Origin of the sequence: Actinoallomurus spadix (assembly GCF_024055725.1) — a bacterium.
Lineage (GTDB): Bacteria > Actinomycetota > Actinomycetes > Streptosporangiales > Streptosporangiaceae > Actinoallomurus > Actinoallomurus spadix.
In genome coordinates this window covers 1-18323 of record NZ_JAMXMX010000036.1, presented here as the reverse complement: position 1 = coordinate 18323, position 18323 = coordinate 1, and the positions used below count along the sequence as shown (strand labels likewise).

Annotated in this window: 18 protein-coding genes and 1 pseudogene; 11 read left to right on the top strand and 8 right to left on the bottom strand. The window is 73.5% G+C overall.

All coding sequences use genetic code 11. The annotated features are described in order from the left end of the window. Positions 1-18 precede the first annotated feature (18 nt). The gene (locus tag NE235_RS33970) at positions 19-990 is read right to left on the bottom strand and encodes a GntR family transcriptional regulator (protein WP_252810429.1); all 972 of its coding nucleotides are present in this window, start codon (positions 988-990) and stop codon (positions 19-21) included. Positions 991-1225: 235 nt separating this feature from the next. Here NE235_RS33970 and NE235_RS33965 point away from each other — a divergent pair, with 235 nt between their 5' ends. Continuing rightward, positions 1226-1594, top strand: coding sequence for an ATP-binding protein (locus tag NE235_RS33965; protein WP_252810427.1), 369 nt, complete (start codon positions 1226-1228; stop codon positions 1592-1594). A 91-nt stretch (positions 1595-1685) separates the two neighbouring features. Here NE235_RS33965 and NE235_RS33960 read toward each other — a convergent pair whose 3' ends face one another. Together NE235_RS33960 and NE235_RS33955 are read right to left on the bottom strand one after the other, a co-directional pair. Continuing rightward, positions 1686-3440 (bottom strand): serine/threonine-protein kinase, encoded by a 1755-nt coding sequence (locus tag NE235_RS33960; protein ID WP_252810424.1) that lies wholly within the window; start codon positions 3438-3440, stop codon positions 1686-1688. 85 nt (positions 3441-3525) lie between these two features. Beyond that, complete coding sequence (locus NE235_RS33955; protein ID WP_252810422.1) at positions 3526-4482, bottom strand: quinone oxidoreductase family protein; 957 nt, start codon at positions 4480-4482, stop codon at positions 3526-3528. A 135-nt stretch (positions 4483-4617) separates the two neighbouring features. On the opposite strand from NE235_RS33955, the gene NE235_RS33950 reads away from it, so the two are divergent. Then, complete coding sequence (locus NE235_RS33950) at positions 4618-6624, top strand: HelD family protein (RefSeq protein WP_252810420.1); 2007 nt, start codon at positions 4618-4620, stop codon at positions 6622-6624. Positions 6625-6666: 42 nt separating this feature from the next. On the opposite strand, the gene NE235_RS37925 is transcribed toward NE235_RS33950, so the two are convergent. Further along, entirely contained in the window at positions 6667-6789 is a 123-nt protein-coding gene (locus NE235_RS37925) for a hypothetical protein (RefSeq protein WP_289849608.1), read from the bottom strand. 10 nt (positions 6790-6799) lie between these two features. On the opposite strand from NE235_RS37925, the pseudogene NE235_RS33945 reads away from it, so the two are divergent. The 4 genes and pseudogenes from NE235_RS33945 to NE235_RS33930 all read left to right on the top strand — a co-directional run. Beyond that, positions 6800-7801 (top strand): annotated as a pseudogene (locus NE235_RS33945) (MFS transporter); the annotation flags it as partial. Between the two features lie 344 nt (positions 7802-8145). Beyond that, positions 8146-9114, top strand: coding sequence for an aldo/keto reductase (locus NE235_RS33940; protein ID WP_252810417.1), 969 nt, complete (start codon positions 8146-8148; stop codon positions 9112-9114). A gap of 164 nt (positions 9115-9278) precedes the next feature. After that, the gene (locus NE235_RS33935; protein WP_252810415.1) at positions 9279-10580 is read left to right on the top strand and encodes an MFS transporter; all 1302 of its coding nucleotides are present in this window, start codon (positions 9279-9281) and stop codon (positions 10578-10580) included. Between the two features lie 163 nt (positions 10581-10743). Continuing rightward, a complete protein-coding gene (locus NE235_RS33930) occupies positions 10744-11943 on the top strand; it encodes a sialidase family protein (RefSeq protein ID WP_252810411.1) in 1200 nt (399 codons plus the stop codon). Positions 11944-12035: 92 nt separating this feature from the next. Here the strand turns inward: NE235_RS33930 and NE235_RS33925 are convergent, their stop codons facing one another. Beyond that, positions 12036-12440: an NUDIX hydrolase gene (locus NE235_RS33925; RefSeq protein WP_252810408.1), complete on the bottom strand. Its 405-nt coding sequence runs from the start codon at positions 12438-12440 to the stop codon at positions 12036-12038. 69 nt (positions 12441-12509) lie between these two features. On the opposite strand from NE235_RS33925, the gene NE235_RS33920 reads away from it, so the two are divergent. The 3 genes from NE235_RS33920 to manA are packed head-to-tail and all read left to right on the top strand — an operon-like array spanning position 12510 to position 14898. After that, positions 12510-12815 carry a hypothetical protein gene (locus tag NE235_RS33920; protein ID WP_252810406.1) on the top strand — a complete coding sequence of 102 codons (306 nt, stop codon included), beginning with the start codon at positions 12510-12512 and terminating at the stop codon, positions 12813-12815. After that, positions 12812-13783 (top strand): ROK family protein, encoded by a 972-nt coding sequence (locus NE235_RS33915; protein WP_252810405.1) that lies wholly within the window; start codon positions 12812-12814, stop codon positions 13781-13783. Before NE235_RS33920 ends, NE235_RS33915 begins: the two co-directional genes overlap by 4 nt. A 2-nt stretch (positions 13784-13785) precedes the next feature. Beyond that, positions 13786-14898, top strand: a complete 1113-nt coding sequence (gene manA / locus NE235_RS33910; RefSeq protein ID WP_252810403.1) for a mannose-6-phosphate isomerase, class I — start codon at positions 13786-13788, stop codon at positions 14896-14898. Positions 14899-14953: 55 nt separating this feature from the next. Here the strand turns inward: manA and NE235_RS33905 are convergent, their stop codons facing one another. The 3 genes from NE235_RS33905 to NE235_RS33895 all read right to left on the bottom strand — a co-directional run bounded on the left by NE235_RS33905 (position 14954) and on the right by NE235_RS33895 (position 17145). After that, entirely contained in the window at positions 14954-15988 is a 1035-nt protein-coding gene (locus NE235_RS33905; RefSeq protein WP_252810398.1) for an alpha/beta hydrolase-fold protein, read from the bottom strand. A gap of 128 nt (positions 15989-16116) precedes the next feature. Next, positions 16117-16227, bottom strand: coding sequence for a DUF397 domain-containing protein (locus NE235_RS33900; protein WP_252810396.1), 111 nt, complete (start codon positions 16225-16227; stop codon positions 16117-16119). A 27-nt stretch (positions 16228-16254) separates the two neighbouring features. After that, complete coding sequence (locus NE235_RS33895; RefSeq protein ID WP_252810394.1) at positions 16255-17145, bottom strand: helix-turn-helix domain-containing protein; 891 nt, start codon at positions 17143-17145, stop codon at positions 16255-16257. A gap of 323 nt (positions 17146-17468) precedes the next feature. Between NE235_RS33895 and NE235_RS33890 the strand changes: the two genes are divergently transcribed. Together NE235_RS33890 and NE235_RS33885 are read left to right on the top strand one after the other, a co-directional pair. Continuing rightward, a complete protein-coding gene (locus NE235_RS33890) occupies positions 17469-17738 on the top strand; it encodes a hypothetical protein (RefSeq protein ID WP_252810391.1) in 270 nt (89 codons plus the stop codon). Positions 17739-17953: 215 nt separating this feature from the next. After that, on the top strand, positions 17954-18220 hold the full coding sequence (locus NE235_RS33885) for a DUF6504 family protein (RefSeq protein ID WP_308206195.1): 267 nt from the start codon (positions 17954-17956) through the stop codon (positions 18218-18220). Positions 18221-18323 lie beyond the last annotated feature (103 nt).

The window sequence follows — 18323 nt, the reverse complement described above, 5'->3', positions numbered from 1 at the left end:
GGCCCGTCGCGCGGGCCCTCAGAACAGGTCGCACCCGCCCGCCTGGCTGACGGAGAACACGTGGCGCGCGGCGGCGCAGACGGTCTCCAGCACGTGGACCGGCGTGTCCTCGGTGGAGTAGGAGGCCCGGAGGACCTGCACGACCCACTCGCCGGGATCGAGGCGGAGCAGGTCGGCCTCCGGCCCGGTGGCCGGCCGTGCCAGCAGCGTCTCCTCCGCGTGCCCGAACGCGTGCCCGTGCGCGGTGATCGCCTCGTGCAGGCCGGGCCCGAGAAGCTCGGGCGCCGTGATCGGGGTCCCCGCGAACAGGTCGGCGCGGAAGTAGGAGACGGCGACCCGGACCGGGACGTCGTCGGCGAGCACCAGGCGGCGGCGGGCGATGACGTCCTCGCCGGGCCGTACACGCAGGCAGGTCGCGACGTGCTCACGCGCGGGCTCGCGGCCGACGTCCAGGAGGCGCAGCCCGGCGCGGACGCCCTCCCGCTCGGTGGCGCCGGCGAACGTGCACCCGGCGGCGTACGCCGACGGCTCGGTCGGCAGCGCCCGTCGTACGACGGGCGAGGGCATCCGCTCGTCGTACGGGGAGTGCGGCTCCGCGGACGGTGGGATCCGCTCGGCGTCCGGCGCGCTCGGCGACGCGGCCCGCTCGGCGTGTGGTGTGGCCGCCGGCTCGGTCGGCGGCGGGATCCGCTCGGTGCGCGGTCCGGGTGCCGGCGCGGTCGGCGATGGGGTCCGCTCGGTGTGCGGTTCGGGCGCCGGCGCGGTGGCGCCCTTGCGCATCTGCGAGATCCGGCCGGGCGAGACGCCGAGCGTGCCGGCGATCTCCTCGAGGCGATGGCCGTTCTCCCGTGCCTCGGCGATCGCCTGGCGGCGCATCCGGGCCGCCTCTTCGACCAGTGCCTGCTGCTCCGCCATGACCGCGCCGAGGACGCGGGCGCGCTCGATCGGATCGGGCAGCGCCGCGATCTCCCGAAGTCTGCTGTGGCTCACCGCGTCGCGGCTCCGCTTCTTCCGGGGAGCCTCCGCCTTGCTATTGCGCGATTACGCAAAGTGGCCGTAAGCTCACACCCTACCCCGTTTAGGCCCCCTAAAGGCCGCCGCTGAGAGGGCTTCGATTCATGCGCGTTCGTTTCGATCACCCTGCCCATCTTGCTACAGGGGAGGCCCGCCGTGGTGGCGATACCGGCAAGTTCGCCACATTCCGTCACGCGCCGGTGACATCCTGATGACCCGGTCGGTGCTGGGGGCGGTCACCATCCCCGGACGTCCGGGTGAGGTGGCGACGGCCCGGCGTTTCGTCGCCAAGGCACTGGCCGGCCGCCCGGAGGTGGACACCGCCGTCCTCCTGACCAGCGAGGCGGTCACCAACTCCGTGGTCCACACCGACAGCAGGATGGTGACGGTGGTCGTGCTGGAGACCTCGGCCCGCGTGCGGATCGAGGTCACCGACGAGGGCGGCGACACGCTGCCGACGATGTACGACGGGTACGAACTGCGCGAGGGCAGGCGAGGCGTCTTCCTCGTCGAGGAGCTCTCGGCGGCCTGCGGCATCCGCAGGCACGACGACGGCCTGACCTTCTGGTTCGAGCTCTGACCCGCCGGTTCGCCGGGCCGGGACCGCCGGCCGCCGGTTCGCCGGGACGGGCCGGGCCGGGAGCTCTGACCGGCCGGTTCGCCGGGCCGGGCTAACGGATCGCCGACAGGTCGAAGTTGTCGAACAGGACCCGGATGTCGCCGCCGCTCCCGCCGTTCTCCTGCGCGGCGACCAGCCCCGGCGCCCCGTTGGCCAGCGGGCCGTTCCCGTCGGAGACCTCCGCCGCGAGGGTGCCGTTCAGCCACAGGCGCAGCCGGACCTTGCCGCTCTGCTGTTCGCAGGCGGCCTGGACGTGGTTCTTCGCGTGCTTCTTGAAGCCGGCGGCGGACTGCCTCCTCACCAGCTCGCGTGACCCGCTCTTGCCCGCGACCTTCCGGATCAGCACGCCCTGGCCGTCCGCCCGGACCAGGAAGTCGTAGTAGGCGGTGCCCTCGAAGTCGCCGGTGCTCCGGCAGAAGACCCCGAACATGCCGTACGGCGGACCGCTCAGCACCGTCACGTCCGCGCTGACGAGGGCGCGTTCGGGTGAGTCCTTGGCGGCCTTGTCGGACGGGACCTTCTCCGCCCGCCTCTGGTAGACGCTGCCGCCCGCGTCGAGGCGGTACCCGCCCTGGAAGTAGCCGTTCCCGGACAGCCAGGTCGACCCGGACCAGCCCGACGAGGTGTTCGAGAAGTCATCGGCGTAGACGGGGGTCGTCTTCGACGGCGGCCCGTCGGAGCCGGTCAGCGCGAAGACGAAGCCGAGGCCGAGGACGAGCACCCCGGCCACCGCGCACCCGGCGAGCAGCAGACGCCGACGGTGGGATGGTGCCGTTCCGCCGCCGGGGCCCGCGTCGGCGCGCGTGATCCGCCCGCTCGGCGCCGCCCACGTGTGCGTGTCGGCCTGCGCGGCCGGAGCCGGGGTCCCGTACGGCATCGAGGCCGTGGCGGTCCCCCCACCGCCGGCCTGCGGCGGGGGGAGGTGCTCGTCCGGCACGGACCAGGTGCGGCCGATCGTCTCCGCGGCGTGCGCGGTGTCCGCGTGCGGGCGCCCGGTGAGGCGGTCGAGTAGTTCCTGGGCGGACGGGCGCCGTCGTGGATCCTTGTCGAGGGCCCGCTCGACCAGCTCGCGCACGCTCTCGTCCAGGTCGGCCAGGTCCGGCTCGCCGTGGGCGATCCGGTACAGCACGGCGGGCACGTTCGGGCCGTCGAACGGAGGCCGCCCGGTTCCGGCGTACGCCACGACACATCCCCAGGCGAACACGTCCGAGGCGGGGGTCGCGGTCTCGCCCATCACCAGTTCGGGGGCCATGTAGGCGGGTGTCCCGATGAACTGCCCCGTCCGCGTCGCTCCGGAGACGGTGTCGAGCGCGCGGGCGATGCCGAAGTCGATGACGCGCGGGCCGACCGACGACAGCAGGACGTTGGCGGGCTTGAGGTCACGGTGGATCACCCCGGCCGCGTGGATCGCGGTGAGCGCGGTGGCGACCCCGACGGCCAGGTGCTCCAGTCCGGCTCCGCGCATCGGCCCGCCGTCGCGTACGAAGGCGTCCAGGTCGGGTCCGTCGACGAACTCGGTCACGATGAACAGCGGCTCGCCCTCGATCCGGGCGTCCAGCACCGGAGCCGTGCAGAAGCGGCGTACCCGGCGGGCGGACTCGACCTCCCGGCGGAACCGGTCCCGGAACATCTCGTCGTCGGCGAGGTCCGGGTTGATGACCTTGACGGCGACGCGCTCGCCCCGCGCGCTCTCCCCGAGGTAGACGGTGCCCATGCCGCCCCGGCCGATCCGGCCGACGATCCGGTAGTCGCCGAGCCGGGGCGGGTCCTCGGGCCGCAGCCGATCGATCGCGCTCGTTCCCGTCACGACGGCCCGCCCCTCCTGTCCGCTCGATGAGCGATAAGACTAACGGGCGGGGCGGGCGGTTCCTGACTTGAAGGGGCTTCCCGACCTATGGGACGAGCAGCAGCTTGCCGGTCGTGCGGCGCGCCTCCAGGTCCTCGTGGGCCCGGCCGGTGTCGGCGAGGGGGTACCGCCCGCCGACGTGAACCGACAGCTCCCCGGAGGCGATCCAGGCGAACAGGTCATCGGCCCGCCACAGGAGCTCCTCGCGGGTGGCGACGTAGTGGCCGAGCGTCGGCCGTGTCAGGTAGAGCGAACCACCGGTGTTCAGCCGCTGCGGGTCGACCGGCGGCACCGGCCCGCTGGCGGCGCCGTACAGCGCGAGCAGGCCGCGCGGCCGCAGCGAGGCGAGGCTGCCGTCGAAGGTGGTCCTGCCGACGCCGTCGTAGACGACCGGCACGCCGCCGGTGCGCCGGCGGACCTCTTCGGCGAAGCCGTCGTAGCGGAGCACCTCGTCCGCGCCGGCGTCGCGGGCGAGCTTCTCCTTCTCGTCGGTGGAGACGGTGCCGATGACCCGGCCGCCGCGCAGTTTGATCATCTGGGTGAGCAGCAGTCCCATGCCGCCGGCGGCGGCGTGCACGAGCGCGGTGTCCCCCGGCTTGATCTCAAACGTGGAGTGCGTCAGGTAGTGGGCGGTCAGGCCCTGCAGCAGCACCGCGGCCGCGAGGTCGGGCGCCACGCCGTCGGGCACCGGGACGACCCGGTCGGCGGGCGCGACGGCGCGCTCGGCGTACGCGCCCCTGAGCTCGGCACTGGCCACGACGTCGCCGACCCGCACGTCGGTCACCCCGTCGCCGACCGCCGTGACGCGGCCCGCGCCCTCGGCGCCGGGGACGGCCGGGAGCTCCTTCGGATAGACGCCCTGACGCTCGTATACGTCGCGGAAGTTGACCCCCGCGGCGGCGAGTTCGATGACGACCTCACCCGGACCGGGCCGCGGGTCCGCCGCCTCGGTGAGCCGCAGGACGTCCGGCCCGCCGTGCTCGGTCATCAGGATCGCGCGCATTACGACCTCCCTAATGTTCGATTCCCATCGAACTCTAGCGCGCTCCCCGGCGCGCGGGAAAACAGGCTGAGGACGGCGTGCTCACGTACTAAGTTCGGAACTTCGCGCTTCCACGACGACCGAAAGGCCTTTGTCATGCCCACACGAGAGGCGGAGGACACCGAACCCGAGATATCCGCCGAACGCGCGCATCTCACCCGCTCGCGCGACGCCCTGCGCCGGATGCGGGAGAACGTCCTGTCCCTGGACGCCTCCGGCGCCGGGGACTGGGTCTCGGCCCAGGTCCTCGGCGCCGACCTCGCCAAGCGCGCCGAGGCCCTGCGGGACGACCCGACGACGGCCCTGTTCTTCGGGCGTCTCGACCATCCGGGCGAACGACTCTACGTCGGCCGCCGTCACGTCCACGACGACGGCGGCCGCGCCCTCGTCATCGACTGGCGGGCGCCGATGGCACGGCCCTTCTACAAGGCGAGCACCGCCGACCCGATGGGCCTCGTCCTGCGCCGCCGGTTCGGGTACTCCGGCGGCGAGCTGACCGCGTTCGAGGACGAGGACTTCTCCGCCCCCGTGGAGTCCCGGCTGCTGATCGAGGAGATCGAACGGCCCCGCGTCGGCCCCATGCGCGACATCGTCGCCACCATCCAGCCCGAGCAGGACGACATCGTCCGCGCCGACGCCGACCACACGCTCTGCGTCCAGGGCGCGCCGGGCACCGGCAAGACCGCCGTCGGCCTGCACCGGGTCGCCTACCTGCTGTACGCCCACCGCGAGCGGATGCGCCGGGGCGGCGTCCTCGTCATCGGCCCGAGCGCGTCCTTCCTCGACTACATCCGCGGCGTGCTGCCCGCCCTCGGCGAGGTGAACGTCGAGCAGCGCACCCTGGACGAGGTGGTCGCCACCGTGCCGGTACGGGCCCGCGACGAGCCCGGGGCCGGGCGGATCAAGGGTGACGCCCGGATGGCGGAGGTCCTGCGCCGCGCGGTCTGGAGTCACCTGCGCGAGCCGTCCGAGGCGCTCGTCGTACCGCGCGGCACCCGCCGGTGGCGCATCCCGGCGTATGAGATCACCGAGCTGGCGGAGGCCCTCCGCGACCGCGGCGTACGGTACGGCGCCGGCCGCGACCTCCTCGGCCACCGGATCGCGCACGCCGTCCTGCTGCGGATCGAGACGGCGGGGGACGCGTGCGACGACCGGACCCACGAGGCGGTCCGCCGGACCCGCCCGGTCAAGGCGATGGTCGACCACGTCTGGCCGGCCCTGGACCCCGTGCGCGTCGTGATGCGCCTCCTGTCCGACGCCGAGTTCCTCGCCCGGGCCGCCGACGGCCTCCTCGACCCCGGCGAGCAGGCGGCGCTGCTGTGGGACCGGCCGCCCCGGGGCCCGAAGTCGGCCCGCTGGACGCCCGCCGACGCCGTCCTCGTCGACGAGGCCGCCGACCTGATCAGCCGCACCTCCAGCCTGAGCCACGTCGTCCTCGACGAGGCCCAGGACCTGTCGGCGATGCAGTGTCGCGCGGTCGGCCGGCGCTGCGAGACCGGGTCGGTGACCGTCCTCGGCGACATCGCCCAGGGCACCACGCCGTGGGCGGTCGGCGACTGGCCGGCACTGCTGCGGCACCTCGGGAAGCCCGACGCGGACCTGACCGTGCTCGACCGCGGCTACCGCGTGCCGCGCCAGATCATCGACTTCGCGAGCCGGCTGCTCCCACGCATCGCCCCGGAGCTGGCGCCGCCGACGTCCGTACGCTCCGCGCCGGGCTCCCTGCGGATCGCCCGGGCCACCGACCTGCGCGCGGCGGTGGAGGACGCCTGCCGCGAGGCCCTGGACGGCGAGGGCTCGATCGGCCTGATCGCCGCCGAGGCCGACGCGGCCGGGCTGGGCGAGCACCTGACCGCGTGCGGGCTGGAGCACGTACGGCTCGCGGACGGCATGGCGGGGGCACGGCTCGTCCTCACCCCGGCCACGCAGGCCAAGGGCCTGGAGTTCGACCAGGTCATCGTCGTCGAACCCGCGGCGATCGTCGACGCCGAGCCGGACGGCGACCGATCACCCGGCCTGCGCCGGCTGTACGTCGTCCTCACCCGTGCGGTCTCCCGGCTGACCGTCCTGCACGCCCGCGACCTGCCCGACCCGCTGCGCTGACCAGTGCCGCCCTCGAGCCCCCGGCGCGGGGCTCGGGGGGCGTCAGGCGGCGGACCAGGCGCGGGGGAGGGTCTCGGCGGCGACGGCGAAGACCTGCTCGATGCGCGCGGCGACCTCGTGCGGGCCGGCCGTTGAGGAACGATTGCCCGCGGGAGCGGGTCCCAAGCGCCCCGGGATGGGCGACCCGTGGCTGACGCTCGCCCCCGTCGCGCTCGGCGTGATCATGGTGACCCTCGACGGCACGGTCGTCGCGATCGCCAACCCGGTGATCTCCAAGGACCTCGGCGCGTCACTGGCGGACCTGCAGTGGGTCACCAACGGTTATCTGCTGGCCCTCGCCGTCTCACTGATCACGGCCGGCAAGCTCGGTGACCGGTTCGGCCACAAGCCCGTGTTCCTGATCGGCGTCGCCGGCTTCGCGCTGTCCTCGGCGGGGATCGGCTTCTCCACGACGATCGGCATGGTGATCGCCCTGCGGGTCGTCCAGGGCCTGTTCGGCGCGATGCTCCAGCCCACCGCCCTCGGCCTGCTGCGCGCCGCGTTCCCGGCCGAGCGCCTCAACATGGCGATCGGCCTGTGGGGCGCCTGCATCGCGGCCTCCACCGCCTCCGGCCCGATCGTGGGCGGCCTGCTCGTCCAGCATGTCAACTGGGAGTCGGTCTTCTTCATCAACGTGCCGGCCTACGGCTGGGCCGACGCGAAGACCCTGGCGTTCTTCGGCGGCGCGGTCGTGCTGCTGGTGCTCTTCGTCGCACGCGAGCACCTGGCGCGGCAGCCACTGCTACCGCTCACGCTCTTCCGCTCCGTGTCGCTGTCCGTGGGCGTCGTGCTGATGATGCTGATGGCGTTCGGGATGTTCCGCGCGATGTTCTTCCTGACGTTCTACCTGCAGAGCGTGCACGGGCTCTCCCCGGTGGCCACCGGCGTACGCCTCCTGCCGATGATGCTCGCCATGATGGTGGCCCCTCCGATCGGCGGTGGGATGATCTCCAAGCTTGGGCCGCGCGCGCCCCTGGTCGTCGGCAACGCCCCCGTCGCCCTGTCGGGTGTCGCGGGCGGTCTGCAGCAGGTGGCCATGCAGGTCGGCGGCGCGCTCGGCACGTCGGTCCTCGGCGCCGTCCTGACCGCCAAGGTGGCCGGGGTCCTGCCCGGTCACATGCAGGACGCGGGTCTGCCCGCGCCGGCCCCGGCGCAGGTCGACCTGATGAAGGGCGCCATCTCCCAGGGTGTCGCCCCGGTCCCGAAGAACACCCCGCCGCAGGTCGCCGAGCTGATCATCAAGGCCGGCCACCTGTCGTTCATCGACGGCATGCACCTGGCCTTCGTCGTCAGCGCGGTCATGGCGTTCATCGCCGCCCTGCTCAGCCTCCTCGTCCGCGCGGGCCGCCAGGTCGAAGGCGCCGCGATCCACATCTGAACCGCCGCTCCCGCGAGCCGCCGCACGCCCTGTACGCGGTGCGTCCGGTTCGCGGAGGATCTTGGCGTCGCCGGCGTCGGGCCGGCCGGGAACGAGGTGGCGCTGTGGAGTACGCGCGGTTGGGCTCTTCCGGATTGACGGTGTCGCGGGTCTGCCTCGGCATGATGAGCTTCGGGGACCGCACGCGGCGGCGATGGCACCTGGACGAGGAGGGCGCCGAGCCGATCGTGCGGCGAGCGGTCGAGGCGGGGGTGACGTTCTTCGACACCGCGGACATGTACGACCAGGGCGCGAGCGAGGTGGTGACCGGGCGGCTGCTCGCCCGGCTCTTCCCGCGCCGTTCGGACTACGTGCTCGCCACCAAGGTGTACTTCCCGATGGGGCCCGGGCCGAACGACGGGGGCCTGTCACGGGCCCACATCATGGCCGCGATCGACGCGTCGCTGACGCGGCTCGGCACCGACCACGTCGACCTCTACCAGGTCCACCGGTGGGACGACGCGACGCCGATCGAGGAGACGATGGCGGCGCTGCACGACGTCGTACGCGCGGGGAAGGCGAGGTACGTCGGCGCCTCCAGCATGTACGCGTGGCAGTTCGCCAAGGCGCAGCACGCGGCGCCCACCCCGTTCGTGTCGATGCAGAACCACTACAACCTCGTCTACCGCGAGGAGGAGCGGGAGATGATCCCGCTCTGCCGCGACCAGGGCGTGGGCGTGCTGCCGTACAGCCCGCTCGCGCGCGGGCTGCTGGCCGGCGGCCGGGACCGGGACGGTGCCCGGCGGACCGTACGGGCCGGGGACGACCCGCTCGCCGAGGCGCACTACGAGGAGAGCGACTTCGACGTCGTGGACGTGGTGCGGGAGCTCGCGGCCGAGCGCGGCCTGCCCCCGGCGACGGTGGCGCTCGCCTGGTTGCTCGGCAGGCCCGGGGTGACCGCTCCGATCGTCGGCGCGACCAGGATCGGCCACGTCGACGACGCGGTGGCGGCGGTCGGCGTGACGCTGAGCGAGGAGGAGCGGGCGCGGCTGGAGGCGCCCTACCGGCCCCACCGGGTGATCGGCCATGCCTGACCGCCCCTGACCGCCGCGCGGTGGCCGGCTCCGCCGCGTCCCGCGAGATCCTCCGGACCCGCGGGGCGGGGTGTTTTCGTCACATTCCGCCGGTTTCCGGCGGTCCGGGAGGCGGGTAGTCGTCCTGCGACAATCCTTACGGCTCGGGGGCGACAGGAGGATTCATGGTCGTCGCCGAGACCCCGCAGAGATCGCAGGTACGCAGGGCGGCCGCCGCCGCCATCGTCGGCACCTCGATCGAGTGGTACGACTTCTTCCTCTACAACACGGCCGCGGCCGTCGTGTTCAAGGACGTCTTCTTCCCCAAGTCCACCGACTACGTCGGGACGCTGTCGTCCTTCGCGACGTACGCCGTCGGTTTCGCCGCCCGGCCGGTCGGCGCCGCGATCTTCGGGCACTGGGGCGACCGGCTCGGCCGGAAGGCGACCCTGATCGTCACACTGCTGCTCATGGGGGTGTCCAGCGCCCTCATCGGCGTCCTGCCGGGGACCGGCACGATCGGCATCGCCGCCCCGATCCTCCTCGTGGCCCTGCGCGTGCTGCAGGGGATCGCGGTCGGCGGGGAGTGGAGCGGATCGGTGCTGCTCTCGATGGAATGGGGGAACCCGCGCCGGCGCGGCCTGATGGCCAGCTGGCCGCAGATCGGCGTGCCGATCGGCCTCATCCTCGGCACGGTCGCGATGTCCTCGCTGGCCACCGCGAGCGGGGACGCGTTCAAGGACTGGGGCTGGCGGATCCCGTTCCTGTTCAGCCTGGTGCTGGTCGGGATCGGGCTCTGGGTCCGGCTGCGCGTCATGGAGACGCCGATGTTCGCCGAGGTGGTCGAACGCCGCGCGGTGGAGAAGGTCCCCGTCCTGGAGGTGATCCGCCGGCACCCGAAGGAGATCGTCCTCAGCGCGCTGCTGCGCTGCTCCGAGCAGATGCCCTTCTACATCTTCACCTCCTTCGCGCTGACCTACGTCGTCAAGCACGCCGGGCTGTCGAAGACCTTCGCGCTGAACGCGGTCGCCGTGGCGGCCGCCCTCGAACTCGTCCTCATCCCGGCGTTCGGCCACCTCAGCGACACCGTGTCCCGCAAGCGCGTGTACGCGGCGGGCGCCCTGCTGCTCGGCGTCATCGCCTTCCCGTACTTCGCGCTCATCAACACCGCCGTCCCGGCCGTAGTCTTCCTCACCATCGTCCTGGCCCAGGTGCCGCACGCGATGCAGTACGGCCCGCAGGCGTCGTTGATCGCCGAGGTGTTCCCGACGAGGCTCCGGTACGGCGGGGCGGGGATCGGGTACCAGCTCGCCTCGGTGATCGCCGGTGGTCCGGCGCCCCTGCTGGCCACCTGGCTCCTGCACGACCACGGCTGGTGGGCGATCTCCCTCGCGATGGTGGTGGCGTCTCTTCTGACCCTGACCGCCACCGCGCTCCTCCCGGACCGCAGCCGGGTGGACCTGACGGAGGACGCGGCCTACACCTGACCCTCACCCACCGCCGTGGCCGCCGTCCCGGGCCCGGCGTTCCGTGCGTCCTGCGGCGGTGACGGCGGCGAACCGACGGTGGGGAGACGTCCTTGACGCGCTCGGTGTATCCCGTTACCTTCGCCGGACATGGGACGTCCTACGTCCGGATTGGGGAAGGTACATGCGTCTGCAGAAGCGCGGGAGTACGGCGCTCGCCGTGGGTGCCGTGGCCCTGGCCGCGGCCGTGACCACCGGGGTACCGCCGGCTCAGGCGGCGCCGGACCGGTGCGACGTGTCCGTGCCCTACACGTCGGGGACAGAGGGATACAGCGCGTTCCGCATCCCGGCGGTCGTCGAGACCAGGTCGGGCGACCTGCTGGCGTTCGCCGAGGGCCGGTCGGACGGGCTCGGTGACGCCGGGAACATCGACACCGTCGTGAAACGGTCGGCCGACGGCGGCTGCACGTGGTCACCGCTGCGGGTCGTCCAGGACAGCGGCCCGAACACCTCCGGCAACCCCGCGCCCGTCGTCACGGCGAGCGGCCGCGTCGTGCTGCTGACCACCTACAACGGGGGCAGCGCCACCGAGACGCAGATCCTGCGCGGACAGGTGCCGCCCCAGGACGGCCGGCGGGTGTTCGTGCAGTACAGCGACGACGACGGCCGGACCTGGTCCACGCCACGGGAGATCACCGCCGCGGCCAAGCGGCCGGACTGGCGCTGGTACGCGACCGGGCCCGGCCACGCGACACGGCTGACCCACGGCCCGCACCGCGGGCGGCTCCTCGTCCCGGCGAACCACTCCGTCGCGCCGCCCGCGGGCTCCTCCGACCTCGGGTCCGAGGCCAAGTACTACGGCGGGCACGACCTCTACAGCGACGACAATGGCCGGACCTGGCACATCGGCTACGTCGACGACGTCCCCGACGGCCAGGTCAACGTGAACGAGACGACCGCCACGGAACTCCCGGACGGGCGCGTCTACTTCAACACCCGCGACCAGAACGGCGCCGCGCCGGGCAACCGGGCCGACGCCTACAGCCTGGACGGCGGCCGGACGCTGCGGCGGCCGTTCCAGCCGCAGCCGGCGCTCGCCGGACCGGTCGTCGAGGGCAGCGTCCTGCAGACGCGCGGGCCGAAGGCGCCGCTGCTCTTCGCCGGCCCGGCCGATCCGAGCAGGCGGGCCGCCATGACGCTGCGCACCAGCCACGACGGCGGCGCCACCTGGCGATCCGCGCTCACGCTGTCCCCGCTCCCGGCGGCCTACTCCGACCTGGTCCAGATCGACGCCCGCACCGTCGGCCTGCTCTACGAGACGGGCACCACCGGCGCGAACGAGACCATCACCTTCCGCCGCGTCGACCTGCGCGACCTGTCCTGAGCCCGCCGGACACGCGCACCACTTCGCCGCCGTCGCCGTCCCGAACCCGGCGATCCGGGCTCCCCCCGGGCAACGGCGGCGGCGAAGTGCCGTCACGGGGCGCCGCGGGGGAGGGCGCCCCAAGAAGTGAGGGTCTCCTTCAGGCCGTCGGTGGTGGGCAGGGTGGCCAGTTCGCCGGCGTCCACCCAGCGGACGGCGCGGGCGTCGTCACCGGCGTGCAGGACACCGCCGTCGACGGTGGCCCGGTAGTCGCGGATGTCATAGACGGCCCCGCCGGGGCCGGCGCGGTCGACGGAACCGACCAGCGACCCCGGGACGACCCGCAGTCCCGTCTCCTCGGCGACCTCCCGCACGACGGCGTCGGCGTCGGTCTCGCCCGCCTCGACCCGCCCGCCCGGGATCGACCACAGGCCCTCGCCGGGCGGATGCCCGCGCTGGACGAGGAGGAGCCGTCCCTCGGCGTCATGGATGATCGCTCCGACGCACCGCACCCGCATGCCCCCAGGGTGCCACGCCCGTACTCTCGCCCGGGGCCTGCGACGGGAACTGCGGAGGAGAAGAACCTCGTGCTGTGCACGTACCCGCTGGAGCACATGGCGGCCGTCACCCCCCGGGTCAACCCCGAGCCGGCGTACCGGATCTACGACGCGCTCGCGGAGCCGGCCGGCGTGCGGCGGCCCGTACGGGTCGGGGACCCGCGCGTGTCGGCCGACGACCTCGTCCGATCCGACGGGACGCGGTTCGCCGTGCTCGTCGGACAGGCGGACGCCGAACCGACCGTGCGCCTCCTCGTGGCGGGCAACGGCGGTGCCGGAGATGACCGGTTCACGCTCGGGCCGTATGGTGTGCGCGTGCTGGAGCTGCGAACATGACCGGCGTCGTCCCCGCGACGGCCCCCGACACGACAGGGGCGGTCGCGGGCGGATCGCCCGGAACCGCCGTCCTCGCCGTCGACATCGGCGGCACCAAACTGGCCGCCGCGCTCGTCGAGCCGGACGGCCGGCTGCGCGGGCACGCCGTCCGCCCGACCCCGCGAGGTGACACCGAGGAGGTCTGGGCCGCCCTGGCCGCCGTCGTCGGTGACGCCCTGGGCGAGGAGACCGTCACCGCGGCGGGGATCGGCAGCGCCGGGCCGCTGGACGCCGTCGCGGGCACCGTGAGCCCCGTGAACATCCGGTCCTGGCGGGGCTTCCCCGTGCGCGACCGGCTCGCCGCCCTCCTCGGCGGGACGCCCGTGACCCTCGTGAACGACGCGGTCGCCGGCGCGGTCGCGGAGTACCGCCACGGCGCGGGCCGCGGCAGCCGGGCCATGCTGGGAATGGTCGTCTCGACCGGCGTCGGCGGCGGGCTCGTCCTCGACGGACGGGTGTACGCCGGGCCGACCGGCAACGCCGGGCACGTCGGGCACACCGTGGTCGACCTGAACGGCGAGCCGTGCCCGTGCGGGTCCCGTGGCTGCGTCGAGACGCTGACCTCCGGCCCCGCGATGGTGCGCTGGGCGCTCGGCAACGGCTGGACGCACTCCGCCCCCGACGGGGCCGCCCTCGCCGCCGACGCCCGCACCGGGCACCCGGTGGCGGTCGCGGCGTTCGAGCGCGCCTGCCGGGGCCTGGCCGCCGGGATCGCGTCGGCCGCGGCGCTGTGCGACCTCGACCGCGTCGTCATCGGCGGCGGCGTGTCCCGGTCCTGGGACGTCCTGGAACCCCCGCTCGTCCGCGCGATGCGGGACTACGCCGGTCTCGCCTTCGTCCGGCGCGTCACCGTGGTCCCCTCCGAACTCGGCGCGGAGGCCGGACTGCTCGGCGCCGCCGCCCTCGCCCACGACCCGGAGTTCGTCTGACGATGCACCTGCTGGAGAATCCCGTCCAGGAGTACGCCTGGGGCTCGCACACCGTCCTCGCCGACCTCCTCGGCCGGCCGTCGCCCACCGAGCGGCCGCAGGCCGAGCTCTGGATCGGCGCGCACCCGGCCGCGCCGTCGCGCCTGCCCGCGGGCCCGTCCCTGGACGAGCACATCGCGGCCGACCCGGAGGGCACGCTCGGGCCCGCCGCGCTCGCCCGCTTCGGACCACGCCTGCCGTTCCTGCTGAAGGTCCTGGCGATCGCCGCGCCGCTGTCCCTGCAGGTCCACCCGGACCGGGACCAGGCCGAACGCGGGTACGCCGCCGAGCAGGCCCCGCCCGGCGACCCGGCGCGCAACTACAAGGACGACTGGCCCAAACCGGAGCTGCTGTGCGCGCTGACCGACGTGCACGCGCTGTGCGGGCTGCGCGACCCGGCCGAGACCGCCGCCCTGCTGGGCAAGGTCTCGGCGCTGCGCCCCGTCGCCGACCTGCTCGCGGCGGGTGACGTGCGCGAAGCCGTGCGGACGGTGCTCACCTGGCCGGAACCGGACCGGGTCGTCCCCGAGGCCGCCGCGGTCGCCGGCGAGCCGTACGCCTCACTCGCCGAGCGCTATCCCGGGGACCTGGGCGTCATCCTGGCGATGCTGCTCAACGAGGTGCGGCTCACGCCCGGCCAGGCGATGTACGTCCCGCCGCGCGTGCCGCACGCCTACCTGTCCGGAACGGCCGTGGAGCTCATGGCCGGCTCGGACAACGTGCTGCGCGCCGGCCTGACGCCCAAGCACGTCGACGTCCCGGAGCTCCTGGAAATCGCCTCCTTCGACCCCGGGCGGCCGGACGTCCTGGACCCGGTCCGTACGGCCGGGGAGGAGGTCTACCTGACGCCCGCGCCGGAGTTCCGGCTGTCCCGCGTCGACGCAGGGGAGGGCGCGGTGCTGCCCGCGGGCGGCCCGCAGCTGCTCCTGTGCACCGAGGGCCGCGTCGACCTGCGCCGCGACGGCGAGGCGATCAAGCTGACCCGGGGCCGCGCCGCCTTCGCCGAGCACCGCGGCGGCCCCATCGAGGTAGGCGGATCCGGCATCTTGTACCGCGCGAGCCTCCCGGAGCTCTGACGCTCCGGGAGCCACCGCCGCCGACATCTTCGCCGGAGCGGGCGGGTGACCGGCCTCAGGGGCTGAGGCGGTCGGCGAGCCAGGCGAGGGAGAGCGGGTAGCGGTACTCGATCGCGCCGTGACCCGCGTCGAACAGCTCGAAGTGCACGGCGTCGTCCTTGACGCCGGCGGCCTCGGCCGCGCGGCGGAAGGCCTGGGCGCCCAGGTCGAGGTGGTACTCGTCCCGGTCGCCCGCGTCGATCCAGACGGCCCGCATCGAGCGCAGCGCCTCGGCGTACTCCAGGCGCCGCGGCATCAGCACCGGGTCCCGCTCCAGCCAGCGCTCCCAGACCTCGGGGACGACCGCGCCCGTGTCGTCGAAGGGCAGGTGGACGGTGCCGTCCTCGTCGGCGGAGTACGCCGCGGAGTAGCCGTAGATCTCGATGAGCGGGAAGTCGGTCTCCCTGGTGCCGGCGATGTGGCCGCGGAAGTCGGCGAGGAACCTCTCGATCGAGCCGTCGAACGAGTCGCGCAGCATGCGGGCGAGCTTCGGGAAACCGGGGCGGTAGCAGACGTCGAAGAGGGCGTCGCCGGCGTGAGTGGCGAGCGCGCCGAACAGGTCGGGCCGCAGCATCGGCGTGATCATCGCGCCGTAGCCGCCGCTGGACTTGCCGCTGATCGCGCGGTGGTCGCGGTCGGGCAGCGTCCGGTAGTGGGCGTCCACCCACGGCACGATCTCGTCGCACAGGTAGGAGTGGTAGCGGCCGGTGGCGGGGGAGTCGAGGTACTGGCTGCCGCCCAGCGCCGTCCAGGCGTCGACGTACACGACGATCACGGGCGGGGCCTCGCCGCGGGCGAAGACCCCGTCGGCCAGTTCGGGGAAGGGCTGCCGCCACGGCGCGTGGTTGCGCCACATCGGGAGGTACCCGGTGTAGCCCTGGATGACGTACACGGTGGGGTAGCGCCGACCGGGCTCGTCGTCGTAGCCCGGCGGGACGTACACCCACAGCGGCCGGCGGTGCGGGTCGCCGAGGGGGTTGCCGCGCAGCAGGTCGCTGGTGAACTCGTGTTCGTCGATGCGTCCGGCGAGGTCGGCCGACCAGGGCAGCATGCGGTGTCCTTCCGCGCGACTCCGATGATGATCCGACCCTAACCCGTCTCCGCGCCGCGCTCCGGCCGCCGCCGGCCGTGGGGCCGCGGGAGCGGGACCCGCGGCCGTCCTCCAGGGGAGGTGCCGGATCAGTCGCCGGACGTGCCGCCGACCACGGCGACCTCGACGCAGTCGGCGTTGTTGGAGCTACGGACGCTCTTCCGCCAGCCGACGTCGATGAGGTCGGGGTGGCCGTTCATCCCTCGGTCTCCTTCCTGGAGGGCGGATCACCTCCGCGGGTGCGGGGACGCGTCCTTGAACTCGTCGGCCGCCGCCGTGATGAACTCGGCCGACTCGTCGGGCGGCAGCGCGGCGGCACGCAGGTGGTCGAACCAGGTCGTGTGGCGGCGGACGTCCTTCTCCTTCTCGAGGAAGATGTTCCCGGCCGGGCAGTCGATGTAGACGACGTCCAGGTCGGTGGGGTCCGGGAAGCCGATGATCGTGAAGGCGCCATCGACGCCGGGGTGGGCGCCGCGGGCGAAGGGCAGCACCTGGATGGTGACGCCCGGCAGTTCGCCGACCTCGAGCAGCCGCATGAGCTGGGACCGCATCACGGTCACCCCGCCGATCGGCCGGCGCAGCACCGCCTCGTCGAGGACGGCCCACAGCTCGAGCGAGCCGGACTCGTGGAGCATGGCCTGGCGGCGGGTGCGCAGGGCGATGCGCCGGTCGACGTTCTCGGGCGACTCGCCGGGCCGGCCGGCCTTGATCAACGCGCGGGCGTACTCCTCGGTCTGCAGCAGGCCGGGCACGAGGTGAGTCTGGAACGTCCGGATCGACGCGGCCGAGGCCTCCAGGCCGATGTAGGTGTCCAGGCCCGCCGACGCGGACAGCACCGCCTCGTACTCGGTCCACCAGCCGCGCTGCTGGGCGTCCTTGGCGAGGCCGAGGAGCTGGTCGCGCTGCGAGCCCTCGGGCAGGCCGTACAGGTCCAGCATGTCGCGGACGTCGCGGATGCGCGCCACGGACTTGCCGGTCTCGATGCGGCTGACGCGGGACATGGAGCACTCCAGGTGCTTCGCGACGTCCTCGATCATGAGGCCCGCGGCCTCCCGGAGCCTGCGCAGTTCCATTCCCAGCCGGCGGCGGCGGACGGTGGGACTACGGCCATCGGACATGGGGCACCTCCATGACGAGCGTCCTGCGCATGGTGCGAGGAGAAGGGGGACCGATGGTGGTCGGCGGTCGGTGAGGCCGAAACCCGCGGCCGGACCGCGGCGGTGCCGTTGAACTGTGCACGGGTGATGCCAAATCCGTCTGATCTATTGGTCCGAAAATGCTTGCACGTAAAAGTGGGGCGGGACATCCTGACAGGGGAGGTCACTCACCGTTGCCATCTGGGCACCTTTTGCCACCACCGGATAGGCACCTTACCTGTTGAACGCCCCAGGGCGTACCCCTTCCTGCCGTATCGTCCAAAGCGCGAGAGGGGTGGCATCTCATGGCCGCCACTTCGGGATACGCGATCGGGCCGCGGCGCCGTCACCTGGAGGCGCTCGCCCGCGAAGTCGAGGCGCGCGGCCTTCAGGCGACCCTGACCGAGGACCTGATGCTGCGCGTGGTGGAGCCGTCCAGCGGACACGGGATCCTCGTGGTCGCCATGCCCATGTCCCGGATCCGGTGGTCCTATCTGTGGGCCGGCGGCGGGCAGGCGGACGCTGACGACCCCGGTGGCGCCGCCGAGTTGATCGCGCGGGCCCTCGGCCGCTGAGTCCGCGTCCCGCGGCCGGGAACCGCGTCTCCCGGCCCGGCCCGCATCCGGGGCTTGACGCTCCTCTTCGTCGAACGTATGTTCGAAGTCGTCGCCTGTCTTCCCCTCAGGCTCACTCCCTGTCACCGATCCGAGAGGCGGGCGGCCCGCGTGGGCGGAGCGAGCGATGGACGCGCGAGGGGTGCGGACGCGCCGGGTCGTGGGCGGTGAGCCGCGTGTACGGCGATCCCGTCGAGGTCTGGCTCACCGACGGAAGGCCGTCCCGGTTCGTCTGGCGCGGCAGGCTCTACACGGTCCTGCGGGTGCTCGACCGCTGGGTCACCACCCGCGACTGGTGGCACGAACGCCACCCGGAGGCGCCGGAGGGCGGCGAGCGAGAGTTCTGGCGCGTCGAGGCGACGCCGGAGCGGGCGGTCGGGGTGTACGAGCTGCGCCACGACCGGGCGGCGGGCACGTGGATGCTGTCCCGCGCCTGGAACTGACGGGCGCTTGGATGCCGTCTCGTGCCGGGAGCCGCTGGGTGCGGGGACGCCGTCTCGTGCCGGGAGCCGCTGGGTGCGGGGACGCCGTCTCGTGCCGGGAGCC

What these genes read in the sequence shown, in the direction of transcription:
- NE235_RS33965 (WP_252810427.1), top strand. Translation starts at nt 1,226, where the DNA reads ATGACCCGGTCGGTGCTGGGGGCGGTCACCATCCCCGGACGTCCGGGT.
- NE235_RS33955 (WP_252810422.1), bottom strand. Translation starts at nt 4,482, where the DNA reads ATGCGCGCGATCCTGATGACCGAGCACGGCGGGCCGGACGTCCTGCGG.
- NE235_RS33950 (WP_252810420.1), top strand. Translation starts at nt 4,618, where the DNA reads ATGCCCACACGAGAGGCGGAGGACACCGAACCCGAGATATCCGCCGAA.
- NE235_RS33935 (WP_252810415.1), top strand. Translation starts at nt 9,279, where the DNA reads ATGGTCGTCGCCGAGACCCCGCAGAGATCGCAGGTACGCAGGGCGGCC.
- NE235_RS33930 (WP_252810411.1), top strand. Translation starts at nt 10,744, where the DNA reads ATGCGTCTGCAGAAGCGCGGGAGTACGGCGCTCGCCGTGGGTGCCGTG.
- NE235_RS33925 (WP_252810408.1), bottom strand. Translation starts at nt 12,440, where the DNA reads ATGCGGGTGCGGTGCGTCGGAGCGATCATCCATGACGCCGAGGGACGG.
- NE235_RS33915 (WP_252810405.1), top strand. Translation starts at nt 12,812, where the DNA reads ATGACCGGCGTCGTCCCCGCGACGGCCCCCGACACGACAGGGGCGGTC.
- manA (WP_252810403.1), top strand. Translation starts at nt 13,786, where the DNA reads ATGCACCTGCTGGAGAATCCCGTCCAGGAGTACGCCTGGGGCTCGCAC.
- NE235_RS33905 (WP_252810398.1), bottom strand. Translation starts at nt 15,988, where the DNA reads ATGCTGCCCTGGTCGGCCGACCTCGCCGGACGCATCGACGAACACGAG.
- NE235_RS33900 (WP_252810396.1), bottom strand. Translation starts at nt 16,227, where the DNA reads ATGAACGGCCACCCCGACCTCATCGACGTCGGCTGGCGGAAGAGCGTC.
- NE235_RS33895 (WP_252810394.1), bottom strand. Translation starts at nt 17,145, where the DNA reads ATGTCCGATGGCCGTAGTCCCACCGTCCGCCGCCGCCGGCTGGGAATG.
- NE235_RS33890 (WP_252810391.1), top strand. Translation starts at nt 17,469, where the DNA reads ATGGCCGCCACTTCGGGATACGCGATCGGGCCGCGGCGCCGTCACCTG.